At 30.1% G+C, this 25,183-nt stretch carries 20 protein-coding genes and 1 pseudogene; 16 read left to right on the forward strand and 5 right to left on the reverse strand.

Going from position 1 to position 25,183, the window contains the following annotated elements:
• The first annotated feature begins 7 nt into the window (after positions 1-7).
• The 4 genes and pseudogenes from Lupro_RS00945 to Lupro_RS13080 form a co-directional block, all read left to right on the forward strand.
• Complete coding sequence (locus Lupro_RS00945; protein ID WP_068205626.1) at positions 8-2,086, forward strand: S9 family peptidase; 2,079 nt, start codon at positions 8-10, stop codon at positions 2,084-2,086.
• A gap of 71 nt (positions 2,087-2,157) precedes the next feature.
• Positions 2,158-3,195 carry a cysteate synthase gene (locus Lupro_RS00950; protein ID WP_068205627.1) on the forward strand — a complete coding sequence of 346 codons (1,038 nt, stop codon included), beginning with the start codon at positions 2,158-2,160 and terminating at the stop codon, positions 3,193-3,195.
• 151 nt (positions 3,196-3,346) lie between these two features.
• Complete coding sequence (locus Lupro_RS00955) at positions 3,347-4,591, forward strand: cysteate-C-fatty acyltransferase (protein WP_068205628.1); 1,245 nt, start codon at positions 3,347-3,349, stop codon at positions 4,589-4,591.
• A gap of 60 nt (positions 4,592-4,651) precedes the next feature.
• Positions 4,652-4,931 (forward strand): annotated as a pseudogene (locus Lupro_RS13080) (IS5/IS1182 family transposase); the annotation flags it as partial.
• Between the two features lie 298 nt (positions 4,932-5,229).
• Here Lupro_RS13080 and Lupro_RS00960 read toward each other — a convergent pair.
• From Lupro_RS00960 to Lupro_RS00970, 3 genes are all read right to left on the reverse strand, one after another.
• Positions 5,230-6,528: an amidohydrolase family protein gene (locus Lupro_RS00960; RefSeq protein WP_068205629.1), complete on the reverse strand. Its 1,299-nt coding sequence runs from the start codon at positions 6,526-6,528 to the stop codon at positions 5,230-5,232.
• An 11-nt stretch (positions 6,529-6,539) separates the two neighbouring features.
• Positions 6,540-9,509 carry an amidohydrolase family protein gene (locus Lupro_RS00965; RefSeq protein ID WP_068205630.1) on the reverse strand — a complete coding sequence of 990 codons (2,970 nt, stop codon included), beginning with the start codon at positions 9,507-9,509 and terminating at the stop codon, positions 6,540-6,542.
• Positions 9,510-9,597: 88 nt separating this feature from the next.
• Complete coding sequence (locus tag Lupro_RS00970; protein WP_068205631.1) at positions 9,598-10,695, reverse strand: DUF3810 domain-containing protein; 1,098 nt, start codon at positions 10,693-10,695, stop codon at positions 9,598-9,600.
• A 207-nt stretch (positions 10,696-10,902) separates the two neighbouring features.
• Between Lupro_RS00970 and dnaB the strand changes: the two genes are divergently transcribed.
• The 9 genes from dnaB to Lupro_RS13645 all read left to right on the forward strand — a co-directional run bounded on the left by dnaB (position 10,903) and on the right by Lupro_RS13645 (position 19,151).
• The gene (dnaB, locus tag Lupro_RS00975; RefSeq protein ID WP_068205632.1) at positions 10,903-12,426 is read left to right on the forward strand and encodes a replicative DNA helicase; all 1,524 of its coding nucleotides are present in this window, start codon (positions 10,903-10,905) and stop codon (positions 12,424-12,426) included.
• Between the two features lie 9 nt (positions 12,427-12,435).
• Entirely contained in the window at positions 12,436-13,701 is a 1,266-nt protein-coding gene (locus tag Lupro_RS00980; RefSeq protein ID WP_068205633.1) for an asparagine synthetase B, read from the forward strand.
• Between the two features lie 94 nt (positions 13,702-13,795).
• Positions 13,796-14,641: a transketolase gene (locus Lupro_RS00985; protein WP_068205634.1), complete on the forward strand. Its 846-nt coding sequence runs from the start codon at positions 13,796-13,798 to the stop codon at positions 14,639-14,641.
• Between the two features lie 109 nt (positions 14,642-14,750).
• Entirely contained in the window at positions 14,751-15,884 is a 1,134-nt protein-coding gene (bshA, locus tag Lupro_RS00990) for an N-acetyl-alpha-D-glucosaminyl L-malate synthase BshA (RefSeq protein WP_068205635.1), read from the forward strand.
• A gap of 67 nt (positions 15,885-15,951) precedes the next feature.
• On the forward strand, positions 15,952-17,475 hold the full coding sequence (locus Lupro_RS00995) for an RHS repeat domain-containing protein (RefSeq protein ID WP_068205636.1): 1,524 nt from the start codon (positions 15,952-15,954) through the stop codon (positions 17,473-17,475).
• Positions 17,476-17,481: 6 nt separating this feature from the next.
• Complete coding sequence (locus Lupro_RS01000) at positions 17,482-18,069, forward strand: hypothetical protein (RefSeq protein ID WP_144439088.1); 588 nt, start codon at positions 17,482-17,484, stop codon at positions 18,067-18,069.
• 255 nt (positions 18,070-18,324) lie between these two features.
• Positions 18,325-18,573 (forward strand): type II toxin-antitoxin system Phd/YefM family antitoxin, encoded by a 249-nt coding sequence (locus tag Lupro_RS01005; RefSeq protein WP_068205638.1) that lies wholly within the window; start codon positions 18,325-18,327, stop codon positions 18,571-18,573.
• A complete protein-coding gene (locus Lupro_RS01010) occupies positions 18,574-18,834 on the forward strand; it encodes a Txe/YoeB family addiction module toxin (RefSeq protein WP_068205639.1) in 261 nt (86 codons plus the stop codon).
• A 71-nt stretch (positions 18,835-18,905) separates the two neighbouring features.
• Complete coding sequence (locus Lupro_RS13645; protein ID WP_068205640.1) at positions 18,906-19,151, forward strand: hypothetical protein; 246 nt, start codon at positions 18,906-18,908, stop codon at positions 19,149-19,151.
• A 60-nt stretch (positions 19,152-19,211) separates the two neighbouring features.
• Here Lupro_RS13645 and aroB read toward each other — a convergent pair whose 3' ends face one another.
• Complete coding sequence (aroB, locus tag Lupro_RS01020; protein ID WP_068205641.1) at positions 19,212-20,279, reverse strand: 3-dehydroquinate synthase; 1,068 nt, start codon at positions 20,277-20,279, stop codon at positions 19,212-19,214.
• An 84-nt stretch (positions 20,280-20,363) separates the two neighbouring features.
• On the opposite strand from aroB, the gene Lupro_RS01025 reads away from it, so the two are divergent.
• A complete protein-coding gene (locus tag Lupro_RS01025) occupies positions 20,364-21,530 on the forward strand; it encodes a proline dehydrogenase family protein (protein WP_068205642.1) in 1,167 nt (388 codons plus the stop codon).
• Positions 21,531-21,689: 159 nt separating this feature from the next.
• Here Lupro_RS01025 and Lupro_RS01030 read toward each other — a convergent pair whose 3' ends face one another.
• Entirely contained in the window at positions 21,690-22,376 is a 687-nt protein-coding gene (locus tag Lupro_RS01030; protein ID WP_068205643.1) for a Crp/Fnr family transcriptional regulator, read from the reverse strand.
• Positions 22,377-22,490: 114 nt separating this feature from the next.
• Here Lupro_RS01030 and Lupro_RS01035 point away from each other — a divergent pair, with 114 nt between their 5' ends.
• Both Lupro_RS01035 and ccoS read left to right on the forward strand, forming a co-directional pair.
• Entirely contained in the window at positions 22,491-24,860 is a 2,370-nt protein-coding gene (locus Lupro_RS01035) for a heavy metal translocating P-type ATPase (protein ID WP_068205644.1), read from the forward strand.
• Positions 24,861-24,974: 114 nt separating this feature from the next.
• Positions 24,975-25,175 (forward strand): cbb3-type cytochrome oxidase assembly protein CcoS, encoded by a 201-nt coding sequence (gene ccoS / locus Lupro_RS01040; protein ID WP_068205645.1) that lies wholly within the window; start codon positions 24,975-24,977, stop codon positions 25,173-25,175.
• Positions 25,176-25,183: the final 8 nt, after the last annotated feature.

The following is a 25,183-nucleotide window of genomic DNA, read 5'->3' on the forward strand; positions in this document are numbered from 1 at the left end:
ATTTAAAATGATAGAGAATAATATTGAGCCACCAAAAGCTGAAAAGATTGAAAAAAGGTTGAAGATTCATGGTGATGTAAGAATTGATAATTATTATTGGTTAAACGAAAGAGAAAACCCTAAAGTTATTGATTATTTAAAGGCTGAAAATTCATATTATGATACAATAACTGCGAATACAAAGCAATTTCAGGAAGAGTTATATAAAGAAATGAAATCTCGTATTAAAGAAGACGATGAGTCAGTTCCTTATAAGAAAAATGGATTTTATTACCTAACGCGATTTAAAAAGGGGAAACAGTATCCTATTTATGCTCGTAAAAAGAAAACCTTAAAAGCTAAGGAAGAAATTATGTTTGACGTTAATGAAATGGCTAAAAAACATAGCTATTACAGGCTTTCAGGCTTGTCTGTAAGTCCAAATAATGAATTAATTTCTTTTGGGGTTGACACAGTTAGTCGAAGACAATTTACATTGCAGTTTAAGAATTTAACGACAGGAGAATTATATCCTGAAAAAATTGAAAACACTACGGGTAATGCAGCTTGGGCAAGCGATAATAAAACGGTTTTTTATACACAAAAAAATTCAGAAACTTTACGCAGTGAAAAAGTATTTAAACATATTTTAGGTACAGATCCTTCTACAGATGTTGAAGTGTATTTTGAAGAAGATGAGGCATTTAGCACCTATGTTTATAGAACTAAATCTGATAAGTATATTATCATTGGTTCGCATAGTACGGTTTCTACAGAATATCGTATTTTAGAAGCTGAAAACCCAACAGGAGAATTTAGGGTATTTCAACCTAGAGAACGTAATTTAGAATATAATATAGCACATTATGGAGATTATTTTTATATACTTACCAATAAAGATGGAGCAACAAATTTTAAATTAATGAAAACTCCTGAAAAGGAAACCTTCAAAAAAAATTGGATTGATGTTATCTCGCATAGAGAAGATGTTTTACTAGAAGACATTTCTATTTTTAAAAACTTTTTAGTACTTGAAGAGCGTATAAATGGGTTAAATAAGATTCGAGTTATACGTTGGGATGATTCTGAAGATTATTACTTACCATTTGAAGAAGAAACATATTCTGCAGGCGTATATTTCAATCCAGAATTTGATACAAACGTAATCCGTTATGGATACAATTCAATGACTACTCCAAGTTCTGTGATAGATTTTAACATGGTAACTAAAACAAAAGAAATCAAAAAAGAACAGCAGGTTTTAGGAGGAAAATTCGATAAAAATAATTATAAAAGTGAACGTTTGTGGGCAACAGCCATTGATGGAACTAAAATTCCAATATCGTTAGTTTATCATAAAAATACACCATTAACAACAAATACACCCTTACTTTTATACGGTTATGGCTCATATGGGCACACTATAGATGCAGGGTTTAGTTCAACTCGCTTAAGTTTGTTAGATAGAGGGTTTGTTTTTGCAATTGCACATGTAAGAGGAAGTGAATATTTAGGTAGAAAGTGGTATGAAGACGGCAAACTATTAAAGAAAAAAAACACATTCTCCGATTTTATTGCTAGTGCAAAATTTTTAATAAAAATACAATATACATCAAAAGAACATTTGTATGCAAGTGGAGGTTCAGCAGGTGGGTTATTAATGGGGGCTATTATTAATATGAATCCTGAATTGTTTCATGGAGTTTTGGCTTCTGTTCCTTTTGTTGATGTTCTTACTACAATGTTAGATGATAGTATTCCTTTAACTACAGGAGAATACGATGAATGGGGAAATCCAAATGAAAAAGAGTATTATGATTATATAAAATCTTACTCACCATATGATAATGTTTCTAAACAAAAATATCCAAATTTATTAATTACTACAGGTTTAAATGATTCTCAAGTGCAGTATTTTGAGCCTGCAAAGTGGATAGCTAAATTACGCGAATTAAAAACTGATAAAAATATTTTAGTAATGCATACAAATATGGAAGCCGGTCATGGTGGAGCCTCAGGAAGATTTGAAGCGTTAAAAGAGGTAGCTAGAGATTATAGTTTTATTCTAGATTTAGAAGGTTACATAAGTTTTAAAAAAAATTATTAAATTTGCATGTTATTGATTTTTATAGATAACAAATTTACGGAATTACTATAGTTAGAATTAAACTCTAAAAAATGACACAAAATACAGGTATAAGTAACAATATTTTAGACCTTATTGGTAACACTCCTCTAATCAAATTAAATAAAATCACAAAAAATCTTATTGGTAACTTTTATGTAAAGTATGAAGGTTTTAACCCTGGTCATTCTATGAAAGATAGAATTGCTATACATATCATAGAAGAAGCAGAAAGGCAGGGATTATTAAAAAAAGGGAGTACTATTATTGAAACAACTTCAGGTAATACAGGTTTTAGTATTGCATTAGTAAGTATAATTAAAGGATATAAATGCATACTTGCAGTTAACTCTAAAGCTTCAGCAGGCAAAATTAATATGCTTAAAGCTATGGGAGCAAAAGTATATGTTTGTCCGGCGCATGTGAATGCAGATGACCCTCGTTCATATTACGAAGTCGCAAAAAGACTTCATAGAGAAACGGCAAATTCAGTATATATTAATCAATATTTCAATAAGTTAAATGGAGATGCGCATTATCATTCAACAGGTCCAGAAATATGGAATCAAACTAATGGAGAAGTAACACATATAGTTGCAGCAAGTGGTACGGGAGGAACAATTTCAGGTGTATCTAAATATTTAAAAGAACAAAATCCAGCCATTAAAACTTTAGGTGTTGATGCCTTTGGTTCAATTTTAAAGAAATTTCATGAAACAAGAGAATTTGATAAAAATGAAATATATCCATACAGAATTGAAGGTTTAGGTAAAAATTTAATTCCTACGGCAACCGATTTTGATGTAATTGATGTTTTTGAAAAAGTGACAGATGAAGCTGCAGCCCATAGAGCCAGGGAATTAGCATTAACAGAAGGCTTATTTACAGGGTATACAAGTGGAGCAGTGGTGCAAGCAACATTACAATATGCTGAAAAGGGATATTTTGATAAAAACTCAAAAGTAGTTTTAATTTTACCAGACCATGGATCGCGTTATATGGAAAAAATTTATAGTGATGACTGGATGCGAGACCAAGGATTTTTTGATACTCAAAAACAGGCCCATGAAGTTGTTGAATATATTAAATAGGAAATCATAAAAATAATTATAAAGAGGCTAAAATTTATTTTTAGTCTTTTTTTTTGTTCAACTATCATTTGAATAGCAAAAAAAAATTACCGTACTTTGCAATCTCATTGAATGTAAGTAAAATATTACATTTTGCCCAAAATAATTAATAATGAAAGATTTATTTGAAAGAATAGTAAAAGATAAAGGTCCACTTGGAAAATGGGCAAAACAAGCTGAAGGATATTATGTTTTTCCAAAATTAGAAGGAGAAATTTCAAACAGAATGAAGTTCAATGGGAAAGAGGTTATCACATGGAGCATTAATGATTATTTAGGGTTGGCAAATCATCCTGAGGTAAGAAAAGTAGATGCAGAAGCGGCTAAAGAATATGGTATGGCATATCCTATGGGTGCTAGAATGATGTCGGGTCACACAAAATTTCATGAACAACTTGAGCAAGAATTAGCAGATTTTGAAGAAAAAGAGGCTGCTTATTTGGTGAATTTCGGATACCAAGGAATGGTATCAGCTATTGATGCTTTGGTAAGTAAAAATGATGTTATTGTTTATGATATGGATGCACATGCCTGTATTATTGATGGTGTTAGATTACATCCAGGAAAGCGTTTTACTTTTAAGCATAATGATATTGACAGTTTAGAAAAAAATCTACAAAGAGCAACCAAAATAGCCGAGGAACACAATGGAGGAATTTTAGTTATTTCTGAAGGTGTTTTTGGTATGCGTGGCGAGCAAGGAAAACTAAAAGAGATTATTGATTTAAAAAAAGAATATAACTTTAGATTATTAGTTGATGATGCACACGGTTTTGGAACACTAGGAAAAGAGGGTAGAGGTACGGGGTTTGAACAGGGAGTTCAAGACGGAATAGATGTTTATTTTGCAACATTTGCAAAATCGATGGCAGGAATAGGTGCTTTTTTTGCTGCAGATAAAGATATAATTCAATATTTACAATATAATATGCGTTCTCAAATGTTTGCAAAATCTCTACCAATGCCAATGGTAAAAGGAGCTTTAAAGCGTTTGGATATGCTAAGAACAATGCCAGAATTAAAAGAAAAGCTTTGGGAAAACGTGAATGCACTTCAAAATGGATTAAAAGATAATGGATTTGATATTGGGAAAACAAATACCTGTGTTACTCCAGTATTTTTAGAAGGTGATATTCCAGAAGCAATGGCAATGGTAAATGATTTAAGGGAAAACCATGGCATATTTTGCTCAATTGTTGTTTATCCTGTAATCCCAAAAGGAATGATTCTTTTAAGACTAATACCAACAACATCACATACATTGGAAGATGTAGAGATAACTATTGAATCCTTTTCAGCAATTAGAACTAAACTTGAAAAAGGTATATATAAACGTATTGCAGCCACTATGGTTTAGTTGCTATAAAATATAAAAAGAGGTCGTCTAAAAAGTAATTTTTAGGCGATTTTTTTTTATAATATGTACCATTCGTCTTTTAAGAATTTCCTTGAAATGGATCCTGAACAAGGAGTGATCAATGCTAGTTTGTTAACAAAATTCAGAAAGTTACGTTTAACAGATTCGTATCTGTTAAACCTTTAAATAGGAAAAACGGTTGTAATTGCTATTGACAATGGTATTGTTCGTTCAAGATCCATCATAGTTGATGCCGCACATTCATTATCTAGAATCAAATCCATTTTCAGCAGTTCAGGTATTAAAAGAGCGTTCAAAACTACTGCGCAAAGCAATTTATGATGCATATGGAATTGAAAATATGCAAATGTAAGGAGCAATCGCATTATTTACAGTAAACTTAAAAAGAATTCTGAAATTACAAGTATAGCATAGAAACTAAACTAAACTAAATGATGGCTTAATAGAACCTGTAATCACTCCTTAACGTTGCTAAAAGACATCATAATTTAAAAAATAAAAAGTCTTGAATAACAAAAGCGATTAAATAAAAGTTAATTTTATTTAATCGCTTTTGTTAAATGTTGAAAAAGAATTGCTTTTTCAGTGTCCTCCTTTTCAGACAGCCTCTTTTATTCTTATTGTAAACCATATTTCTTAGAATATTTTTCCCATAATTTGGTTTGATGTGTTTCAAGGTTAATTTTTCTACCTTGAATAAAGGCATTTGTAAGCACATTTGTCCTCATATCCAATGCATCACCTTCAGAAATAAATAGTGTAGCATCTTTGCCAACTTCTAGAGATCCAACAATAGCATCAATTCCTAAAATCTTGGCAGCATTTAAGGTAATTAGCTTTAATGCTTCTTCTTTATTTAATCCATAAGCAGCGTAGGTTCCTGCGTAAAAAGGTAAATTTCTAGCGCTCATTCGTTCCATACTTCCTTCCATGCCAATAGCAACGGTAATTCCTTTATCAACTAAAAGTTTTGCAGATCTATAGGGTAAATCATAATCAGAATCATTGCTCTTTGGCACTCTATGGGCTCTTTCTAAAATTACAGGAATATTATTTTTAACTAGTAAATCTGCAATTTTGTAGGCGTCATTTCCATGAACAATTACAATATTATTGATTCCTGCTTTTTTTATAAAATGTATAGCATCTGTAATTTCTTGAACGCCACTTGCATGTATGTACATTTTTTTTTCTCCATTGAATAGCCCTTCCATAGCTTCAAAAGGAATATTTTTAGGGTTTCTTTTGGTTTTTAAATACCTTTTAGAATTTGCAATAAACGAAGTTATTTTTTTTACATTAGTTGCATATTCTTTATCAGGTTTGGCTCCAGGATCTTCACCAAGCCACCATTTTCCATAGGTAAAACTTTGCGGCCAGTTGATATGGATTCCATCATTAACCTTTAGGGCAGCATCTTCCCAGTTCCAAGCGTCAAACTGAACAATTGAAGAAGTCCCAGACATAGTACCACCTCTAGGTGTAATTTGCCCCATCAATACACCGTTTGGTCGCATACTTTCAACTACTTTAGATTCGCTGTTGTATGCTATTAAACTTCTTATATGAGGATTCATAGCGCCTACTTCATCATAATCTAACGTGGCTCTAACAGCATCAATTTCTCCTAAACCTAACGACGTATTTGCAACAATAAAACCAGGGTAAACATGTTTTCCCTTAGCATTTATAATGTTTCCTAAACGAGTAATTTTTGTGTTTGCGCTTCCTACAAATTGTAGCTTTCCATTAGAAAACATGATAAGTGAATTTTCAATTACTTCTCCATTTCCTATATGTGCTGTAGCGCCCTCTATGCTATAATCTGTAGTTTGTTTAGGAGCTGGTGTTTGTTGTGCTATAATTTTTCCAATTATAAATAAGAAAATGAAACTATATATATATTGTTTTTTCATAATTTTAGTTTTTAGTATTCTAATACGGTGTCACAGTGAAAATTAATGGTTGCTTTCTTTTTAGGTGATTGAACGGGGTTTCCATTAATTTTTTCATTAAGCATCATATTAATTAATGTATTGCGTTCTTTTTGGATAGATTTTCTCAATGCTAAATCTTTTTGAATATCAAAATATATTGTACCATTAATAATTGTTTTTTCAGCTTTGGCATAAATGGATAATGGGTTATCACTCCATAAAACCAAATCAGCATCTTTTCCAACTTTTATACTTCCAACTTTATCATCAATATGTAATAGTTTAGCAGGGTTTAAGGTTACAAATTTCCATGCTTCTTGTTCGCTTACACCTCCGTATTTAATAGTTTTGGCGGCTTCTTGATTTAATCTTCTAGACATTTCGGCATCATCAGAATTAATTGCTACTGTAATTCCCATGTTGTGTAATATAGCAGCATTGTATGGTATTGCGTCATTCACTTCATATTTATAAGCCCACCAATCTGAGAATGTTGAAGCGCCTACACCGTGTTGCCTCATTTTGTCAGCTACTTTATAACCTTCTAAAATGTGTGTAAAAGTATTTATTTTGAAATTGAATTTTTCGGCAACTTTCATTAACATATTAATTTCACTTTGTACGTAAGAATGACAAGAAATAAAGCGTTCTTTATTTAAAATTTCTGCTAATGTTTCTAGTTCTACGTCTTTTCTATAAGGTTTCCCCGTTTTTTTTAAATCATCGTACTCTTTTGCTCTTTGGAAATAATCTAGATACACTTGTTCAACACCCATTCTAGTTTGAGGAAATCTAACGGTATTATTACTTCCCCAATTAGATTGTTTAACGTTTTCACCCAATGCAAATTTGATAAATTTAGGACTATTTTTATAAAGCATATTGCTAGCAGTTTCGCCCCATTTTAATTTAATAATAGCTGAACGGCCACCAATAGGATTTGCTGAACCATGTAATATTTGAACGGTAGTTACTCCACCTGCTAAATTTCTGTAAATTTTAATATCATCAGGGTTTATAACATCTTCAATAGTTACTTCAGCAGAAGAATTTTGCCCAGCTTCATTAATAGCAACAGCTGCAATATGTGTATGTTCATCTATAATTCCAGCAGTTAAATATTTTCCAGTACCATCAATAATTTTTGCGCTTCCTGCATGTAACTTTTTACCTATTTTAGAAATTTTACCGTTTTTTATTAAAACATCTGTATTCTGTAATATCCCTTCCTTTTCACTTGTCCAAACGGTTGCATTCTTAATTAATATAGTTTCTTGTTTCGCTCTTTTTGCAAAACCAAAAGCAGTGTTTGGAAAGGTTATAGGCATTAAAGAAAGTTTAGAAGCTTCTTTTTCTTTTTCTTTTTTCTTCTTTTCTGAAGGTTGTTTTATAGCTTTCCATTTGAATTCTTTGCCGCTAACATCAACACTTGTTCCATTTAAATCATTAGATGCATTATTAATTCTGCCAACCAGCCTAGTAAATTTTGGAGAGTCTTTGGTTTCATTAATTGTGATAGTTAACCAATTATTAGTATAAGATATTTTAGATTTTATTTTTAGACTATCTTTTTTTATTGAGCTTGTTAACTTCCTCTCTTTACCTGTAATAGATAAAAGATATTTTTCATTATTTAAAGATAAGGTATAGTTTCCTGTAATATCTTTAATATTCATATCATTTATTACATTTTTACTTCCTTGAACCCAATTTTCATAAGTTATAGTTTTAGGTTCAAATATTTCTCCTGAAGTAATTAAAAAATTAGCATAGCGTCCTTTTTGTAGCGTTCCTATTTCATTAGATTTTCTTAAAATTGTGGCAGGAACTGTAGTTAATGCTTCTAAAGCAACGGTTTTATCTAAGCCAAATTTAATGGCTTTTTGAAGATTTTTATTAAAATTAGCAATTGATTTCAATTTATGAGTGGTGATTGAAAAACGAACACCATTTTTTTGCAATACACTTAAGTTTGCAGGTTCCTGATTCCATTTACGCATATCACTTACATCAATTTTACTTGCAAAATATGGATTGCTAACATCGTATGCTTTACGAAAGTTGATGGGGATTATAAAAGTAGCATTTGTAGCTTTTATTTCTTCAATATCTTCATATTCATTACCTCCTCCAACAATTACGTATTGAACACCAAATTGGTCACCAATTTTATCAGCTCTTAAATCATTTTGTTTCCCGCCGGCATCAAAAATTTGAACTAATTTTTTATTTCTATTAAAGGCATCTAATGCTAAATCGTTGTTTTTTGAAAGTCCCTTAGCATACCATTCAGCATCTAAATATACTTGACGAAGTAAAGCCATAGCACCCATTAAAGAATTAGGATATACCTGTTTTGATTTAGAGCTTTTTTGAAAAGATAAGTATTGGGCAGACTTATTGTCTATAATTATGTTACTACTAGAAGGATTTGAATTTAAAGAAATTAAAAGTCCGTTTCCTCTTACAATACCATCTTGTAAATGAGTATTTACAACACCAAACCCAGCTTTTAAAAGTTCTTTAGCTTTGCTTTTATCAAATTTAAAAATAGTAATAGGGTTCGTATCTGGTCTAATGTGGTCGTTCCAATAATAACCTTTTCTTTGGGCATCGTACTGAGGTTTACTGTTTCGTGAATTAGGCTTCCTTTTAGGTTTAGAAATTCCAAAACTTGCATAAACATCAATAAATGAAGGATAAATATACTTACCGTTTAAATTTATAATTTCTGCTCCTTTAGGTATTGTAACAGCTAATCCTACATGGAGAACTTTACCGTCTTTTATAAGTAGCGTTCCTTTGTTTATAATTTGTGAAGGAGTAACATAAATTGTGGCATTTGTAAAAGCAATAGTTGTATTAGCTTTGGTTTTAACACCCGTATTATTGGGAAAATATTCCTGAGAATTGATAACAATAGAAAATAGGAAAATTATTAAAATAATTGATTTTTTCATTCTAATTAGTTTGGTTTATAATGGTAAATATAATTTTTTGTTTAAAGTATTTTAACTTTTATATTTTTTTAACAAAAAATTAAGAAACTTATAAGCTCAAATTAGCTGGGTAAGTGTTTTTTTTAGCTTTGTAGTAATTTATTAAAAGAGATACCATTTTATTGTATTCTTTCATTCCGGCTTTTTGTTTATTGGCTTTCAAAAAGGAATCGTAAAAACCTTTAAAATATTTTTCAGACCAGTTTTGATATGCTATCCAAAAATCCTGACTCTGCTTTATATCTTTCAATATTCCTTTATTAATTCCTTTTTTTAGCATTTCATACTGTTCAGGATTCGTTCTGTAAATTTCAGATAAGCAATAACGTAATGCCATTAAGTAACCCGAGTAATTATAAAAAGAATCATTAGAATAAATTGCAGCTAAATAACCTATAAAATTAGCTTCACTTTCTGAGGCAAAACCTATTTGATGTGCAACCTCATGGCATACAGTTGCAGGATAGTTGTTTTTTGGAATTAAAGCATTTATTTGAGCTTCATTTGTAAATGGATTTATATAGCCAGCGAATCCCATATAAGTTAGGGGTAAGCTAAATAAAGAGTGTTTTAAAGATGGGTTTTCAAATTTGAATTGTGGATATTTTATTTGTAATTTATGATAAGCTAATGGTGATTTTTCTTCAATTTTTTGTTTATTTAAAGGGTTCTGCACTATAACAGTATCGTTATTGGTAATTAAAATTTGCGCTTTATTTGTTTTTAAAATTAGTGTTTTAGTAAAATGGATTAGTTCATTTGTAGTGTAATTGGTTTTTTCTAAATTCAACGTTTTAAATAAAGGCTGTCTAAAATAGTTTAAAGCCCAATTGAAATGAAAAAAGAAAAATAGAACTGAAATAAGCGCACCTGTTTTAAATAAAGTATTTTTGAAATTAATTTTTTTTGTTTTTAATGTTATAAAAATACTTTTTAACACAAAAATACCAAGCGTTAAATATAAAATATCACCAATTGAAATAGGAACCCATCCAAAAATAATTCTTAAAAATTTAGAGATGTATATGTATAAACCATTTGAATAATATTTTTCAATTACACTAGGGTATTGCGCTATAATTTGAATAAAAGCCCACTGCATAATAAGTAAAATGGTAAGTATTTTATATACCTTTAGTTGTTTCATAATTCAAAAATAGGAAATATATAATGAGAAAGAGTCGTTTAAATAGTTATTAACAAAATTGATACTTGTGAACAAAACATGTGTAAAAATAAAATTGTAATTTAAAGAGACAATTAAGTTTAAAAAATTACATTTGTTTAATCAAGAACTTTCATAGTTTTCCTTAAATAAAATATCGATTTAAATTCAAAACAAAGTAGTAGTAGCGTGAAAAATTTACAACCAATTCAATCCAGAAAAATCAAAAAAAACACAGTAATTAGTCTTGAAAAAGGTAAAATACCTCCACAAGCCATTGATTTAGAGGAAGCTGTATTGGGAGCGATGATGATTGATAAAAAAGGTGTTGATGACGTAATTGATATTTTGCATTCTGAAGTTTTTTACAAAGAATCACATCAGTTAATTTACGAAGCTATACATACATTATTTAATAATACAGAACCTATAGATTTATTATCGGTAGCAAATCAATTGCGAAAAACAGAAAATTTAGATGCCGCTGGAGGTGATTTCTATTTAGTAGGATTAACACAAAAAGTAGCTTCTTCTGCGCATATAGAATTTCATGCACGTATTATTCTCCAAAAATTTATTCAACGAAAATTAATTACAATTTCTTCTGAAATTATTGAAGAAGCTTATGATGAAACCATTGATGTTTTTGATTTGTTAGATGATGCTGAATCAAAACTGTTTGAAGTAACTCAGGGGAACTTAAAAAAAGGTTCTGAAGCTGCAGAAGGATTGGTAAAACAAGCTCTTGATAAAATTCAGGAAATTTCTAATAAAGAAGGTATGAGTGGTGTAGCAACAGGTTTTACTCGTTTAGATGAGTTAACCTCAGGTTGGCAACCTTCAGATTTAGTAATTATAGCCGCTCGTCCAGGTATGGGTAAAACTGCTTTTGTGATGTCAATGGCAAAGAATATGGCAATAGACTTTGAGATTCCTGTTGCTATTTTTTCATTAGAAATGTCTTCTGTACAGTTAATAACACGTATGATTTCAAGTGAAACCGGAATTTCATCAGGAAAATTAAGAAAAGGAAATTTAGAACCACATGAATGGGAGCAATTAAATGTGAAGGTTAAAAACTTAACAAAAGCACCTATTTTTATTGATGATACACCTTCTTTATCTATTTTTGATTTAAGAGCAAAATCGCGCCGTTTAGCTTCACAACATGGAATTAAAATTATTATTATAGATTATTTGCAATTAATGACAACAGGAACTTCTCAAAAAGGAGGAGGAAATCGCGAACAAGAAATTTCTATGATTTCAAGAAATTTAAAAGCCTTAGCAAAAGAATTGGCTATACCAGTTATAGCACTTTCCCAATTGTCGCGTGCTGTAGAAACTCGTGGAGGAAATAAACGGCCACTTTTATCAGATTTACGTGAGTCAGGTGCTATTGAGCAAGATGCAGATATTGTTTCATTTATATATCGTCCAGAATATTATGGGCTTACAGAATGGGATGATGAAGAAAGAACACCCTGCGAAGGACAAGCCGAATTTATAGTTGCGAAACACAGAAATGGAGGTTTAGAAAATGTAAAATTGAAATTTACAGGTCATTTAGCTCAATTTAGTAACTTAGATGAGGATTTTGGTAGTGAATTTCAATCGAAAATGAATGTTTCAACTTCAGAGACTGTTTTGCCAAGTGCAGAAGAAGCTTTTGGATCGCATGATAATTTAGAAAATGATGGAGTTCCATTCTAAAAGCTAAAAATGCAAACATTGATAAAAATAATAATTGCTTATTTAATTTTTTTCACACATTCAGTATATGCATCGTTCATATTAATACCTATGGATGCCGTAACACAAACCAATCATTTAAAAGCTTACGGTATCACTTATTGGTCTTTACAACAGGGAAATAAAGTTCAATGGTTATTAAATTATGAAGGAGGCTCTTTTTTATTAGAAGATAATGAAGCTACAAGAAATGAATGTAAAATTAGAGGAGTAACTTTTCAAGTAATTTCAGATACACAAGCAATACAAATTTTAGAAAAAATAAGTAGTCCTTCACAAAATATGGATGCTATTATTTTAGAAAAAGCACCAAAAATTGCCGTGTACTCCCCCAAAAGTAAATTACCTTGGGATGATGCTGTTACTTTAGTTTTAACCTATGCTGAAATTCCTTTTGATGTAATTTATGATGAAGATGTTTTAGATGAGAAGCTATTGTTCTATGAATGGTTACATTTGCATCACGAAGACTTTACGGGTCAATACGGTCGTTTTTATGGAGCATACAGAAGAGCTCCTTGGTATATTGAACAAAAGAAAGAGGCTGAAGAACTAGCGTTTAAACTTGGTTATTCTAAGGTGTCACAAGAAAAATTAGCTGTAGCTCTAAAAATTAGAGATTTTGTTGTGGGCGGTGGTTTTATGTTTGCAATGTGTTCAGCAACAGATAGTTTTGATATTGCATTGGCAGCGGAAGGAGTTGATATTTGTGAGAGTATGTTTGATGGAGATCCTTCAGAGTTAGATTATCAACAAAAAATAAATTTCAATAAAACATTTGCCTTTAAAAATTTTAAATTAGTTAGAAACCCTGTGGTGTACGAGTTTTCATCAATTGATATGACTAGTAAGAGAAAAATTAAAAGAACGAATGATTATTTTTCATTACAAGAATATTCTGCTAAATGGGATCCAATTCCTACAATGTTATGCCAAAATCATACGCAACTCATAAAAGGTTTTATGGGGCAAACAACGTCTTTTGATAGAATAACTGTAAAATCAAATGTTCTTGTTATGGGCGAAAATAAATCAAATAAAGAGGCTCGTTATATTCATGGCGTAAAAGGAAAAGGAATGTTTACCTTTTATGGAGGTCATGACCCAGAAGATTATCAACATAGAATAGGTGATTTAAAAACGGAACTAGATTTACATCCTAATTCACCGGGTTATAGATTAATTCTAAATAATGTTCTATTCCCAGCAGCCAAAAAGAAAAAACAAAAAACATAATTTTACTGATATATACTTCAAAAATTTTATTTAAAAATTTTATTGTTTCAAACTTCAAAAACACTATTTTTGCTTTCATAAAATAAAAAAAGAAATGTCAAACACACAACAATTACAAGATTTTGTACAACAAGTAAGAAGAGATATTGTGAGAATGGTACACGCTGTACAATCAGGTCATCCAGGTGGCTCACTGGGATGTGCAGAATTTCTTACGGTTCTTTACCAAGATGTTATGGATTATTCAACGAATTTTAAAATGGACGGTAAAAATGAGGATTTGTTCTTTTTATCTAATGGACATATTTCACCTGTTTATTATAGTGTTTTGGCTAGAAGTGGTTTTTTTCCAGTAAAAGAATTGGCAACGTTTAGAAAAATAGGAACACGTTTACAAGGACACCCAACTACACATGAAGGTTTGCCAGGTATAAGAATTGCTTCAGGTTCATTAGGACAAGGAATGAGTGTTGCAATTGGAGCTGCTCAAGCAAAGAAATTAAATGGAGATAATAAGTTGATATATTCATTGCACGGAGATGGTGAATTAGAAGAAGGTCAAATTTGGGAAGCTGTAATGTATGCTGCAGGGAAAAATGTAGATAATTTTATTGCAACAATAGATTATAACCATCAACAAATAGACGGTTCTACTGATGATGTTATGCCTTTAGGTGATTTAAGAGCTAAATTTGAAGCTTTTGGATGGATAGTGTTAGAAGTAAAAAAAGGAAATGATGTAGAAAGTATTAAAAATGGATTAGCAGAAGCTAAATCACTCACCGGTAATGGGAAACCAGTTTGCGTGTTATTATACACAGAAATGGGAAATGGAATAGATTTTATGATGCATACCCATGCTTGGCACGGAAAACCACCTAGTGATGCTCAGTTAGAAGACGCTTTAAGTCAAAACCCAGAGACTTTGGGAGACTATTAAAATACGAATCCTGCTATCTGCAGGATTTTTTTTGTGAATTAATTATGAATTTTGATTCTAAAAAGTGTTAGATTCCTTTTATATTTGTGTTCGTTCAAAAAAATATTAAATGAAAATAGGTATTGTTTGTTACCCAACATTTGGAGGTAGTGGAGTTGTTGCAACTGAATTAGGGATGGCTTTAGCAGAAAGAGGCCATCATGTACATTTTATAACCTATAAGCAACCTGTTCGACTAGATTTTATTTCTAAAGACATTCATTTTCATGAAGTTTTTGTTGAAGAATATTCTTTATTTCATTTTCAACCTTATGAATTGGCTTTATCAAGTAAAATGGTTGAAGTTGTAAAAGAGTATGATTTAGAAATTTTACATGTACATTATGCAATTCCACATGCATATGCTGCTTATATGGCAAAGCAAATGTTAAAACAAAAAGGGATTGACGTTAAAGTAGTAACAACGTTGCATGGTACTGATATTACACTTGTTGGAAGCCATCCAAACTATAAGTCAGCTGTAGAATTTAGTATTAATAATTCTGATGTAGTAACCACAGTATCAAATAGTTTACGAGAAGATACATTGCGTTTGTTTAATATTACAAAAGAAATTAAAGTAATCTATAATTTTATAGATTTTGAGCAATATCCGGAAATAGGTGATGAAGAATGTTTAAGACATACCATAGCAAATGATAATGAACGGATTATAACCCATATTAGTAATTTGCGCCCCGTAAAAAGAGCTTCAGATGTTATAAAAATATTTTATAAAATTCAGAAGGAAATTCCTTCAAAATTATTAATTGTAGGAGAAGGACCAGATAGAGAAAGTATTGAATGTCAAGCCAAAGAGTTGGGAATACTAGAAAAAATACTTTTTATGGGAAATAGTAACGAAGTAAATAAATTACTTTGTTATTCTGATTTGTTCTTATTACCCTCAGAAACAGAAAGTTTTGGTTTAGCGGCTTTAGAAGCAATGGCTGCCAGAACACCAGTTATTTCTACAAATTCAGGTGGTTTACCAGAAGTAAATATTAATGGGGTTACAGGATTTTTGAGTGATGTTGGTGATACAGATGATATGGCTAAAAATGGTATATATATATTAAAAGATTTTGACAGGCTTCAACAATTTAAACAAAATGCATTAAACCAAGCCAAAAAGTTTAGTTTAGAGAATATTTTACCAGATTATAAAGAGGTTTATAGAGAAGTAATAGCAGGTTGTTGTTAAAAATGGAAATATTCAGCATTTAAACAGAAATGGTTATACCAATATAGAAGAGACTGATTTTGGTGTAATGGATAATTTGAGCTATAATTATTTACCTAATAGTAATCAATTACTTAGCGTAGATGAAAATGATTCATTTGCCAAAGATGTTGGGTTTAAAGAAACAACTACAGGAAATGATTATTCCTACGATGACAATGGCAACTTGATAACAGACGCCAACAAAGGCATTATTAATATAAGCTACAACCATTTAAATTTACCAAGCCAAGTTACTTTTGCAGCAGAAAAATATATTGATTACATTTACGATGCAACTGGAGTAAAATTACAAAAAATTGTGACCGATACTGGAAATAGCACAAAAACCAACTACGCAGGTAATTATATATATGAAGAGGCAGCTGGAATAGAAGAACTAAAGTTCTTTAACCAACCCGAAGGATATGTGGAACCTGATGGAAATGGTGGTTTTGAATACATCTACCAATACAAAGACCACTTAGGAAATATCAGATTGTCATACTCCGATGCTGATGGCAATGGATCTATTAACGCTGCTACTGAAATTGTAGAAGAAAATAATTACTATCCTTTTGGTTTAAAGCACAAAGGGTACAATAATGTTGTGAATGGTACGGAAAACATGTATAAAACATTTCAAGGACAAGAGATAAATGAAGAACTTGGTTTAAATTGGTTATCATTTAAATGGAGAAATCACGACCCAGCAATTGGAAGATTTATGTCTGTTGACCCACTTGCAGAACAGTACAGTTATCAATTTCCGTATAATTTTGCTGAAAATAGAGTTATTGATGGTTTTGAATTAGAAGGATTAGAATGGGTTGATGTTGATGGAGCTTGGGAATATCAAGGTTATACTCAAGTTGAAGCAGGAAGTCCATTATTTTTTGCTCCTGAAGGTTCTTCTCCTGTTGCATCTTGGACGAGTCAAGAGGTAGCTGAAGGTTATCCAGTTGGAATAGGTGCTTTAGTTGAAACTTTAAATATTGGCGGTCCTGATGGCACAATCGAACAATTTCAAGCAAATACTAGTGGAATGGTAGAACTTCCGTATAGTGGAACCGAACAAACAGGATTAGGATCTTCGGGTACATACTCGATAGACGGTCATACAGTTTACGGTTATTATAACAGAAATGATGTGACTGGAGTTGTTAATGACCAATGGGGAACTGTTGAGAGTGTATCAAATATGATTAATGCAATTACTGAATTTGACATACAAACTTTGCTAAGTAATCCAATACAAATTGGAGATATGAGGTCGCCTACTAATGGTAGGGTAAATTTAAGTCCAGGGGCTATGCATCACGGAGATAACGGCGCTTTTGACATTAGATTGCTTGGAGTTAATGGAGGGCTTCCAGGCGGCTCATTAATAAACGATGCTGCTTTTAGTACACAAAACACACAACTTTTTATTAATGCTTTGGGTAATAATGGTTTTAGTCGTTTCTTAATTGGTCCGAATGCTGTTCCTAATTTAAATAATAGTGGAGGAATTAATGTTAGAAATGGAGGAAATGGACATAATAATCATCATCACGTAGATAATAGAAATTAAGAAAAAATGAAATATTTATATATAATTACTTTGCTTACAATGTTTTCTTGTGCAAACAAAAAAGAGAAAACAGTAAATGAAATAGGAGGTAACGATGAGTTAAAAACAATTTTAGAAAAAAAGCAAGAGCCACAAAGTACTTTTTATAACAATGACAAAAATTTAAAGACTTTTGACTTTAATCAATTGCCTTTATCAAAAACATCAATAAATGATAACTTAAAATTTAGAATTGAAGATAATTTAAAAAATGAGGTGTTAAAAAAAGATTACTATTATAATCTCATTAATTACAGTAATCTCATCGAGAACAAAGAATTTAAAGTGTTTACAGTTTTAGGAGGCTATGACTACTATACAAATGTCATATTACTAACTACGAACATAGAAAGAGATTCCTTGATTGATTATAAAATTATTGCATCAGTTATGGGTGATGCAGATAATATAACTGAAATTAGTACAATATTTTTAGACTCAATTACTTTTGAAGTCACTAATAATAAAAAAAGATTGACTAAAAATGACGGTTTTAAAATTTTAGATACAAGTAGTAAAATATATAAAATAACTACTAACGGACAAATAAAATAATGAATAAGAACCACCTTTAAAGAGATAGTTTTTTATGCCCTAAAGCGAAGCAACATTTTTAGAAAAGAAATCCTTAAACTTGGTTTTGGTAAGTATACGATCAATATATAGCTGTGCATCGTAACACAATTTCCGCCGAAAAATACTTGCAATACGATTTAGAAAACCTGTACGAAATCGGCAACAACTTTCACCTGATTAGTTAAATATATAATAAAAAGTACTTAATCAAGTGCTTTTTATTATATTTGCAATATGGAAACAGTTAATTATACAGACTTTCGTTCAAATCTAAAGCATTGGTTTGATAAAGTAGTCAATGATGTAAGCGATATCATTATCAAGCGTAAAAGCGGTAAAGACCTTGTTTTAATATCATTAGATGAATACAACTCATTAAAGGAAACTACATATTTACTAACAGGAAAAAATAGAGATATTTTATTAAACTCTATCAAAGAACTGGAAGCAGATAAAGGTGTTCAAAAAGACTTAATAGAATAAATGAAATTAACTTGGTCTACTTCTTCTTGGGAAGATTATTTGTATTGGCAGAAAGTCGATAAGAAAATAGTAATACGAATTAACGAACTCATTAAAAGCTGTATACGAACACCTTTTGAAGGTATAGGAAAACCAGAAGCTTTAAAGGGAGATTTACGAGGTTATTGGTCAAGGCGAATAACATCAGAACATCGATTGGTTTACAAATACGATAATGAACAAATCTTGATAGCAGCTTGTCGTTATCATTATGGAAAATAAATCCCTCCCCGCTCCCGAACGATTGCATTGTGTTCTAAATTACTTAAATTAAAAAGCCGTATTTTTATCTTATGAGTAGAAACTATAAATTTCATAATCCTGAAGGGCTTTATTTTGTAAATTTTGCTGTGGTAGATTGGTTAAATGTTTTTACGGACCACACAAAAGGATTTGTGCGGCAGCATTGTGGAATAAAAGGTGTAGCTAAAAGTTCTTTCAAAGCTAGTGATGCCTTTTCTAGAGGTGGAGCAGGTAAAGTTGCTAATTTATTCGTTAGGCTTATTCAAAATTTAATGACATCTACACAAAAAGTTTAGCTTAGAGAATATTTCACCAGATTATAAAGAGGTTTTATAGAAAATTAATATGGGTTTTTGTTAAGAATTATAATAATCTAATGCTTTAACTATTAACTCTTTTTCAACATTACAATCGAGTTTAAATTTCTCAAAATTAGTTAGTAGCACAAAATTTACCTGTCCGTTAATATTTTTTTTATCGTGTATTAATAGTTCTATAATTGCATCATAATCAGAAGGATTTATACTAACCTTATTATAAATTGAAAGCAATATTTTTTTAATATTTTCTAATTCTTTAGAAGGAAAATTTAATAAAATCTTAGAAATATAAGTTTCTGTTATCATTCCAATAGCAATAGCTTCTCCATGTGTTAAGTTTTCTTTGTCTTTACATTCTAAAAAGTATGATTCAATGGCATGACCTAAAGTATGTCCGAAATTTAAAACTTTACGCAATCCAGCTTCTTTAGGATCTTTAATGGTTATTTCGTTTTTAATTTGGATAGAACGGTAAATCAATGTATTTAAATCGTTTAAATTAAAGTCTTTACGTGTTTTTATAGTATTCCAAACCTTAATATCGTAGGTAAGTCCGTATTTGATAATTTCTGCCAATCCTGAACGTAATTCACGCTTAGGAAGTGTTTCTAAATAACGGAAATCTATAAGTACCATTTCCGGATTAGAAAACAACCCAATTTGGTTTTTTAAAACACCAAGATCTACACCTGTTTTTCCTCCAACAGAAGCATCAACCATACTTAATAAAGTTGTAGGAATATTAATAAAAGCAATACCTCGTTTAAAAGTTGAGGCTACAAAACCACCTAAATCTGTTATTACACCTCCGCCTAAATTTATCATTAAACTTTTTCGGTCCGCACCTAATTCGGTTAATGCATTCCAAACGCCAGAACAAGTCTCTAAGTTCTTATTTTCTTCACCAGATTCAATTTCAATTATCTCAATAGTTATAGATGTGCTAAGTTCTTGTAACAAAATAGGTAAACAATGAGTATTTGTATTTTCATCAACTAAAACAAATACCGTAGAAGGTTTATAAGTTAAGATATACTCATTCAATTTAGAGTAAGCATCATTTTGAAAATTTACGTAATAATTATTGGATAAAATAGGTTTCATTTTGGTTAAAATTTGGTGCAAAATAAGAAGAAAATAGTGAATAAATAAACTCTTTGTAAGTATCTTTGTAAAAATGAATTTATCATGGAAAAATTATTTGATAATACGGAAGTAGCATTTGCCTTAAAATCTAATTCAGAACTAGATAGAGCTTTTTATTTATTTGAAATGATAAAGAGAGAACCTCTTGTAAAAATAGGTACTGCTGTAACTAAATTTGCAATTAAAACACATTTACCTGTTGAAGGAATTATTAGAGCAACTGTATTTGATCATTTTTGTGGAGGTGTAACTGAAAAAGATTGTATGCCAACAATTGATAAAATGTTTACCAAAAACGTACACTCTGTATTAGATTATTCAGCAGAAGGAAAAGAGGTTGAAGAACAATTTGATTTGGCAATGGAAAAAACCCTAAATACAATTAAATTTGGTAAAGAAAAAGAGAGTTTGCCTTTTGCAGTTTTTAAGCCAACAGGTTTTGGTAAATTTAAACTTTATCAAAAAATTACAGAAGGAATTGATTTAGATGCTCATGAAATAGTAGAGTGGAAGCGCATTAAAGAAAGATATGATACAGTGAGTAAAGCCGCTTATGAAGCAGATATACCTTTATTAATTGATGCTGAAGAAACTTGGATGCAAACAGCAGCTGATGATTTGATAGAAGAAATGATGAAAAAATACAATAGAAAAAAAGCTATTGTATTTGGAACGTTACAGTTATATCGCTGGGATAGATTAGATTATCTTAAAAAACTACACAAAAGAGCTAAAGAACAAGGTTTTTATATAGGAATGAAGTTAGTTCGTGGCGCTTATATGGAAAAAGAGCGAGAACGTGCTGCTAAATATGGTTATAAAGATCCTATTTGTGTTGATAAAGCTGCAACCGATAAAATGTATAATGATGTTTTAAACTATATGATTGAAAATATTGACGATATGTCCATTTTTTCAGGATCACATAATGAAGAAAGTGCTTATTTATTAATGGATTTAATTAAAAAACATCAATTAGCCAAAGATGATAAAAGAATATGGTTTGGGCAATTGTACGGAATGAGCGATCATATTAGTTATAATTTAGCAAAAGAAGGATATAATGTAGCAAAATACTTACCTTTTGGTCCCGTTAGAGATGTTATGCCATACTTAATTAGGCGTGCAGAAGAAAATACTTCTGTTGCAGGGCAAACAAATAGAGAACTTGAGTTATTGAAACGAGAGCGTGAGAGACGTAAAATATAATTTAACTAAAAGGAGGTCGTCTAAAAAGTAATTTTTAGGCGATTTTTTTTTTGTACTATTTATCATTCAATTTTTTATATTAATTTTAAATTTAAAACTGAAATAAGAAAAAAAGCAAGCCCTCTTTTCAAACAGCCTCTTTTTTATTGATAAATAATACTAATATCCTTGAGATAAATTTTTAAGAGCATTTTTATTCAAGACTTTAATTTTTTTGCCAATCAAATCAATAATTCCATCTTTTTTTAAGTTAGATAATAATCTAATAGCCGATTCAGTAGCTGTTCCAATTGTATTTGCAATTTCTTCTCTAGTTAAAACAACATCAATACAACCCTCATTATCTTGTCCAAAAATTTCTTCTAAATTAAGTAATGTTTCTGCTAATCTATCTTTTACAGGTTTTTGAGCCATTTGAGAAACCAAGGTATTGGCTTCATTTAATTGGTGAGATATGTTTTTCATTAAATTTAAAGAAAATTGAGGATTTTCTCTAATAGTTTCTAAAATATCACCTTTCGGAATAAAACAAACACGCATGTCTTCCAATGCTGTACAATTTAATCCTACAGGTTCATCACTTAAAATAGATCGTTGTCCTAAAATATCTCCTCCTTTAATAAATTTTATAATTTGTTCTTTACCATTTGTATTTAATTTAGTCAGCTTACATTTGCCATCTCTAATGCAATACAATCCGTTTATGGCATTTCCTTCGGTCATTAAATTTTCACCTTTTTTAATCATCAAGGAAGTTTTATGTTCTGAAAACCTCTGTAATTCTTCTTGTGTTAGTGTTTTTATAGCATTAAAACTCTTAATAATACAATGTGAACAGTCCGCCATGTTAAATTAATTTATACTTAGTAGTAAATAAGTGCAAATGTACAAAATTTAATGATATTTGTAATTTCATTCATAATAAATGAATAGTTTTGTGATGATTTTTTTTAAAAGAATATGAGTTTAAATAGTTGTTATCATTGTGGAACAGATTGCGGTAAAAAACCAATACTTTTTAACGATAAAAAATTTTGTTGCAATGGTTGTAAAACGGTTTATGAAATATTAAATGTAAACGAGTTAAATTGTTATTACGATTTACAATCTACACCAGGAACAGTTCCTGCTGAAATTAAAGGGAAATATAATTATTTAGAAAATGATGATATTATTGAAAAACTTTTAGAATTTAATGATGGAGAAACATCAGTTGTTGAGTTTTATATACCAAGTATACATTGTAGTTCTTGTATTTGGGTATTAGAAAATTTAGATAAGTTAAATGATGGGGTTTCTAATTCTATGGTAAATTTCCCTGAAAAAACACTACGAATTACTTTTAAAAATAGAGAAACAAATTTAAAACAACTTGTTGAATTAATAACTTCCATAGGTTATGAACCTTATATAAGTTTAGAAGATGCAGAGGCTAAAAAGAGTAAAGTTGATAAAAAATTAATTTATCAAGTATCAATTGCCGCATTTGCTTTTGGAAATATTATGTTGTTATCATTTCCAGAGTATTTTGCAGTACAAGAGTTTTGGTTAAATAAATACAAACCAATGTTTAGATGGTTAATGTTTATAATGTCAATTCCAGTTGTATTTTATTCAGCAAAAGATTATTTCATATCTGCCTATAAAGGAATTAAGCATAGAATTTTAAATATAGATGTTCCTATTGCATTAGGAATTTCGGTGTTATTTTTAAGGAGCTCTATTGAAATTATATTTGATATAGGCTCTGGTTTTTTTGATAGTTTAACAGGGTTGATTTTCTTTTTATTATTAGGAAAAGTTTTTCAACAAAAAACCTATAATTTTTTATCTTTTGAACGAGATTATAAATCATATTTTCCAATAGCCGTTACTAAAATTATAGATGGTATAGAAAAAAATATTCCAGTAAAAGATATTGAGAAAGGAGATAGGCTTTTAATTAGAAATGAAGAATTAATTCCAGTTGATGGAATACTAATTAATGGAAATGCATCAATTGATTATAGTTTTGTAACTGGGGAATCAATCCCTGTAATGAAAAAATCTGGAGATAAGTTATTTGCAGGAGGAAAGCAAACGGCAGGAGCTATTGAAATGGAAGTTATCAGTACAATGTCTCAAAGCTATTTAACACAATTATGGAGTAATGATATATTTAATAAGAAGAATGAAATAAGCATAAAAAATATTACAGATTCTATCAGCAAATATTTTACAATAGCCATATTAACAATCGCTTTTTTTGCAGGCATTTTTTGGTATTATTATAATTCATCTATGGCTTTTAATGTTGTAACTGCAGTGTTAATTATTGCTTGCCCCTGTGCATTGGCATTATCGGCACCTTTTGCAATTGGCAATATGTTGAGAATTTTTGGTTATAACAAATTCTATTTAAAAAATGCTGAAACCATTGAGAACATATCAAAAATAACAACCATCATTTTTGATAAAACAGGTACAATTACATCTAATGATAAAGCTCAAATTATTTATGAAGGCGATAAATTGAAGACTGCAGAAGTAAGAGCAATTAAAAGTGTATTAAGAGCTTCAAATCACCCATTGAGTAGGTTATTGTATGAACATATAAAAGAAGAAACCTTAGAAAAAGAGTTGATAAATTTTGAAGAAGTATTAGGTAGTGGAATAAAAGCCACAATTAACAATATGAGTATAAAATTAGGTTCAGCTAATTTTGTTGGGGAAAAATCACTAAAAATAAATGAAACGGCTATATATATAACAATTAATAACAAATTTAAAGGATATTTCATATTTAAGAATAGTTATAGAAAAGGGATGAAAGAGGTTTTTGAAACACTTTCAAAAACATATAAATTAATTATTCTATCAGGAGATAATGAGGGTGAAAAATCTTATTTAGAAAAATTATTACCTAAAAACACCCAATTTGAATTTAACCAAAAACCTGAAAATAAATTAGAATATATTAAGATACTTCAAGAAAAAGGAGAAAAAGTAATGATGATAGGAGACGGGCTTAATGATGCAGGGGCATTAGCACAAAGTAATGTTGGAATTGCTATTTCTGAGGATGTAAATGTGTTTTCTCCAGCTTGTGATGCAATTTTAGATGCAAAACTTTTCAACAAATTACCTGAGTTTTTAACACTTTCTATTCAAACAATTTCAGTAATAAAAGTAAGTTTTATAATATCATTCTTTTATAATACTGTAGGTATGTACTTTGCTTTAACAGGGCAATTAGAACCCGTTGTAGCTGCAATTTTAATGCCTTTAAGTTCAATATCTATAGTTGTTTTTGTAACCATTATTACCAATTGGATTTCAAGAAAGTTATAAATTGGCAGACTAATATTAGAGTTGAGAATTTTATAAAGTGATAAATGTCATATTATATGTTTAATTTTAGATTTATATTTGACCCAAATCAAAAAGAAAACTAGTAACTAAAAAATGGAAGTAGTCTACATAACAATAGGCGTTAGTATTGTTGTCGCTATATTGTTTTTCATTGCATTTATTAAATCGGTTAAATCTGGGCAGTATGAAGATACTTATACCCCTTCAGTACGTATGTTATTTGATGATGAATTAGTTTCAGAAAAAAAGAGAAAGAACAAAGTGAATATAAAAATAAATAATTTAAACAATTAATCAAACAA

The sequence above is a fragment of the Lutibacter profundi genome (genome assembly GCF_001543325.1).
Taxonomy (GTDB): domain Bacteria; phylum Bacteroidota; class Bacteroidia; order Flavobacteriales; family Flavobacteriaceae; genus Lutibacter; species Lutibacter profundi.

Excerpts from the sequence above, each read along its gene's own strand:
- Lupro_RS00960 (WP_068205629.1), bottom strand. The coding sequence starts at position 6,528 with ATGAAAAAACAATATATATATAGTTTCATTTTCTTATTTATAATTGGA.
- Lupro_RS00965 (WP_068205630.1), bottom strand. The coding sequence starts at position 9,509 with ATGAAAAAATCAATTATTTTAATAATTTTCCTATTTTCTATTGTTATC.
- Lupro_RS00955 (WP_068205628.1), top strand. The coding sequence starts at position 3,347 with ATGAAAGATTTATTTGAAAGAATAGTAAAAGATAAAGGTCCACTTGGA.
- Lupro_RS00980 (WP_068205633.1), top strand. The coding sequence starts at position 12,436 with ATGCAAACATTGATAAAAATAATAATTGCTTATTTAATTTTTTTCACA.
- Lupro_RS00945 (WP_068205626.1), top strand. The coding sequence starts at position 8 with ATGATAGAGAATAATATTGAGCCACCAAAAGCTGAAAAGATTGAAAAA.
- Lupro_RS00985 (WP_068205634.1), top strand. The coding sequence starts at position 13,796 with ATGTCAAACACACAACAATTACAAGATTTTGTACAACAAGTAAGAAGA.
- Lupro_RS01005 (WP_068205638.1), top strand. The coding sequence starts at position 18,325 with ATGGAAACAGTTAATTATACAGACTTTCGTTCAAATCTAAAGCATTGG.
- Lupro_RS01010 (WP_068205639.1), top strand. The coding sequence starts at position 18,574 with ATGAAATTAACTTGGTCTACTTCTTCTTGGGAAGATTATTTGTATTGG.
- ccoS (WP_068205645.1), top strand. The coding sequence starts at position 24,975 with ATGGAAGTAGTCTACATAACAATAGGCGTTAGTATTGTTGTCGCTATA.
- bshA (WP_068205635.1), top strand. The coding sequence starts at position 14,751 with ATGAAAATAGGTATTGTTTGTTACCCAACATTTGGAGGTAGTGGAGTT.
- Lupro_RS00950 (WP_068205627.1), top strand. The coding sequence starts at position 2,158 with ATGACACAAAATACAGGTATAAGTAACAATATTTTAGACCTTATTGGT.
- Lupro_RS01025 (WP_068205642.1), top strand. The coding sequence starts at position 20,364 with ATGGAAAAATTATTTGATAATACGGAAGTAGCATTTGCCTTAAAATCT.
- Lupro_RS01000 (WP_144439088.1), top strand. The coding sequence starts at position 17,482 with ATGAAATATTTATATATAATTACTTTGCTTACAATGTTTTCTTGTGCA.
- Lupro_RS01035 (WP_068205644.1), top strand. The coding sequence starts at position 22,491 with ATGAGTTTAAATAGTTGTTATCATTGTGGAACAGATTGCGGTAAAAAA.
- Lupro_RS13645 (WP_068205640.1), top strand. The coding sequence starts at position 18,906 with ATGAGTAGAAACTATAAATTTCATAATCCTGAAGGGCTTTATTTTGTA.
- Lupro_RS00970 (WP_068205631.1), bottom strand. The coding sequence starts at position 10,695 with ATGAAACAACTAAAGGTATATAAAATACTTACCATTTTACTTATTATG.
- Lupro_RS01030 (WP_068205643.1), bottom strand. The coding sequence starts at position 22,376 with ATGGCGGACTGTTCACATTGTATTATTAAGAGTTTTAATGCTATAAAA.
- Lupro_RS00995 (WP_068205636.1), top strand. The coding sequence starts at position 15,952 with ATGGATAATTTGAGCTATAATTATTTACCTAATAGTAATCAATTACTT.
- aroB (WP_068205641.1), bottom strand. The coding sequence starts at position 20,279 with ATGAAACCTATTTTATCCAATAATTATTACGTAAATTTTCAAAATGAT.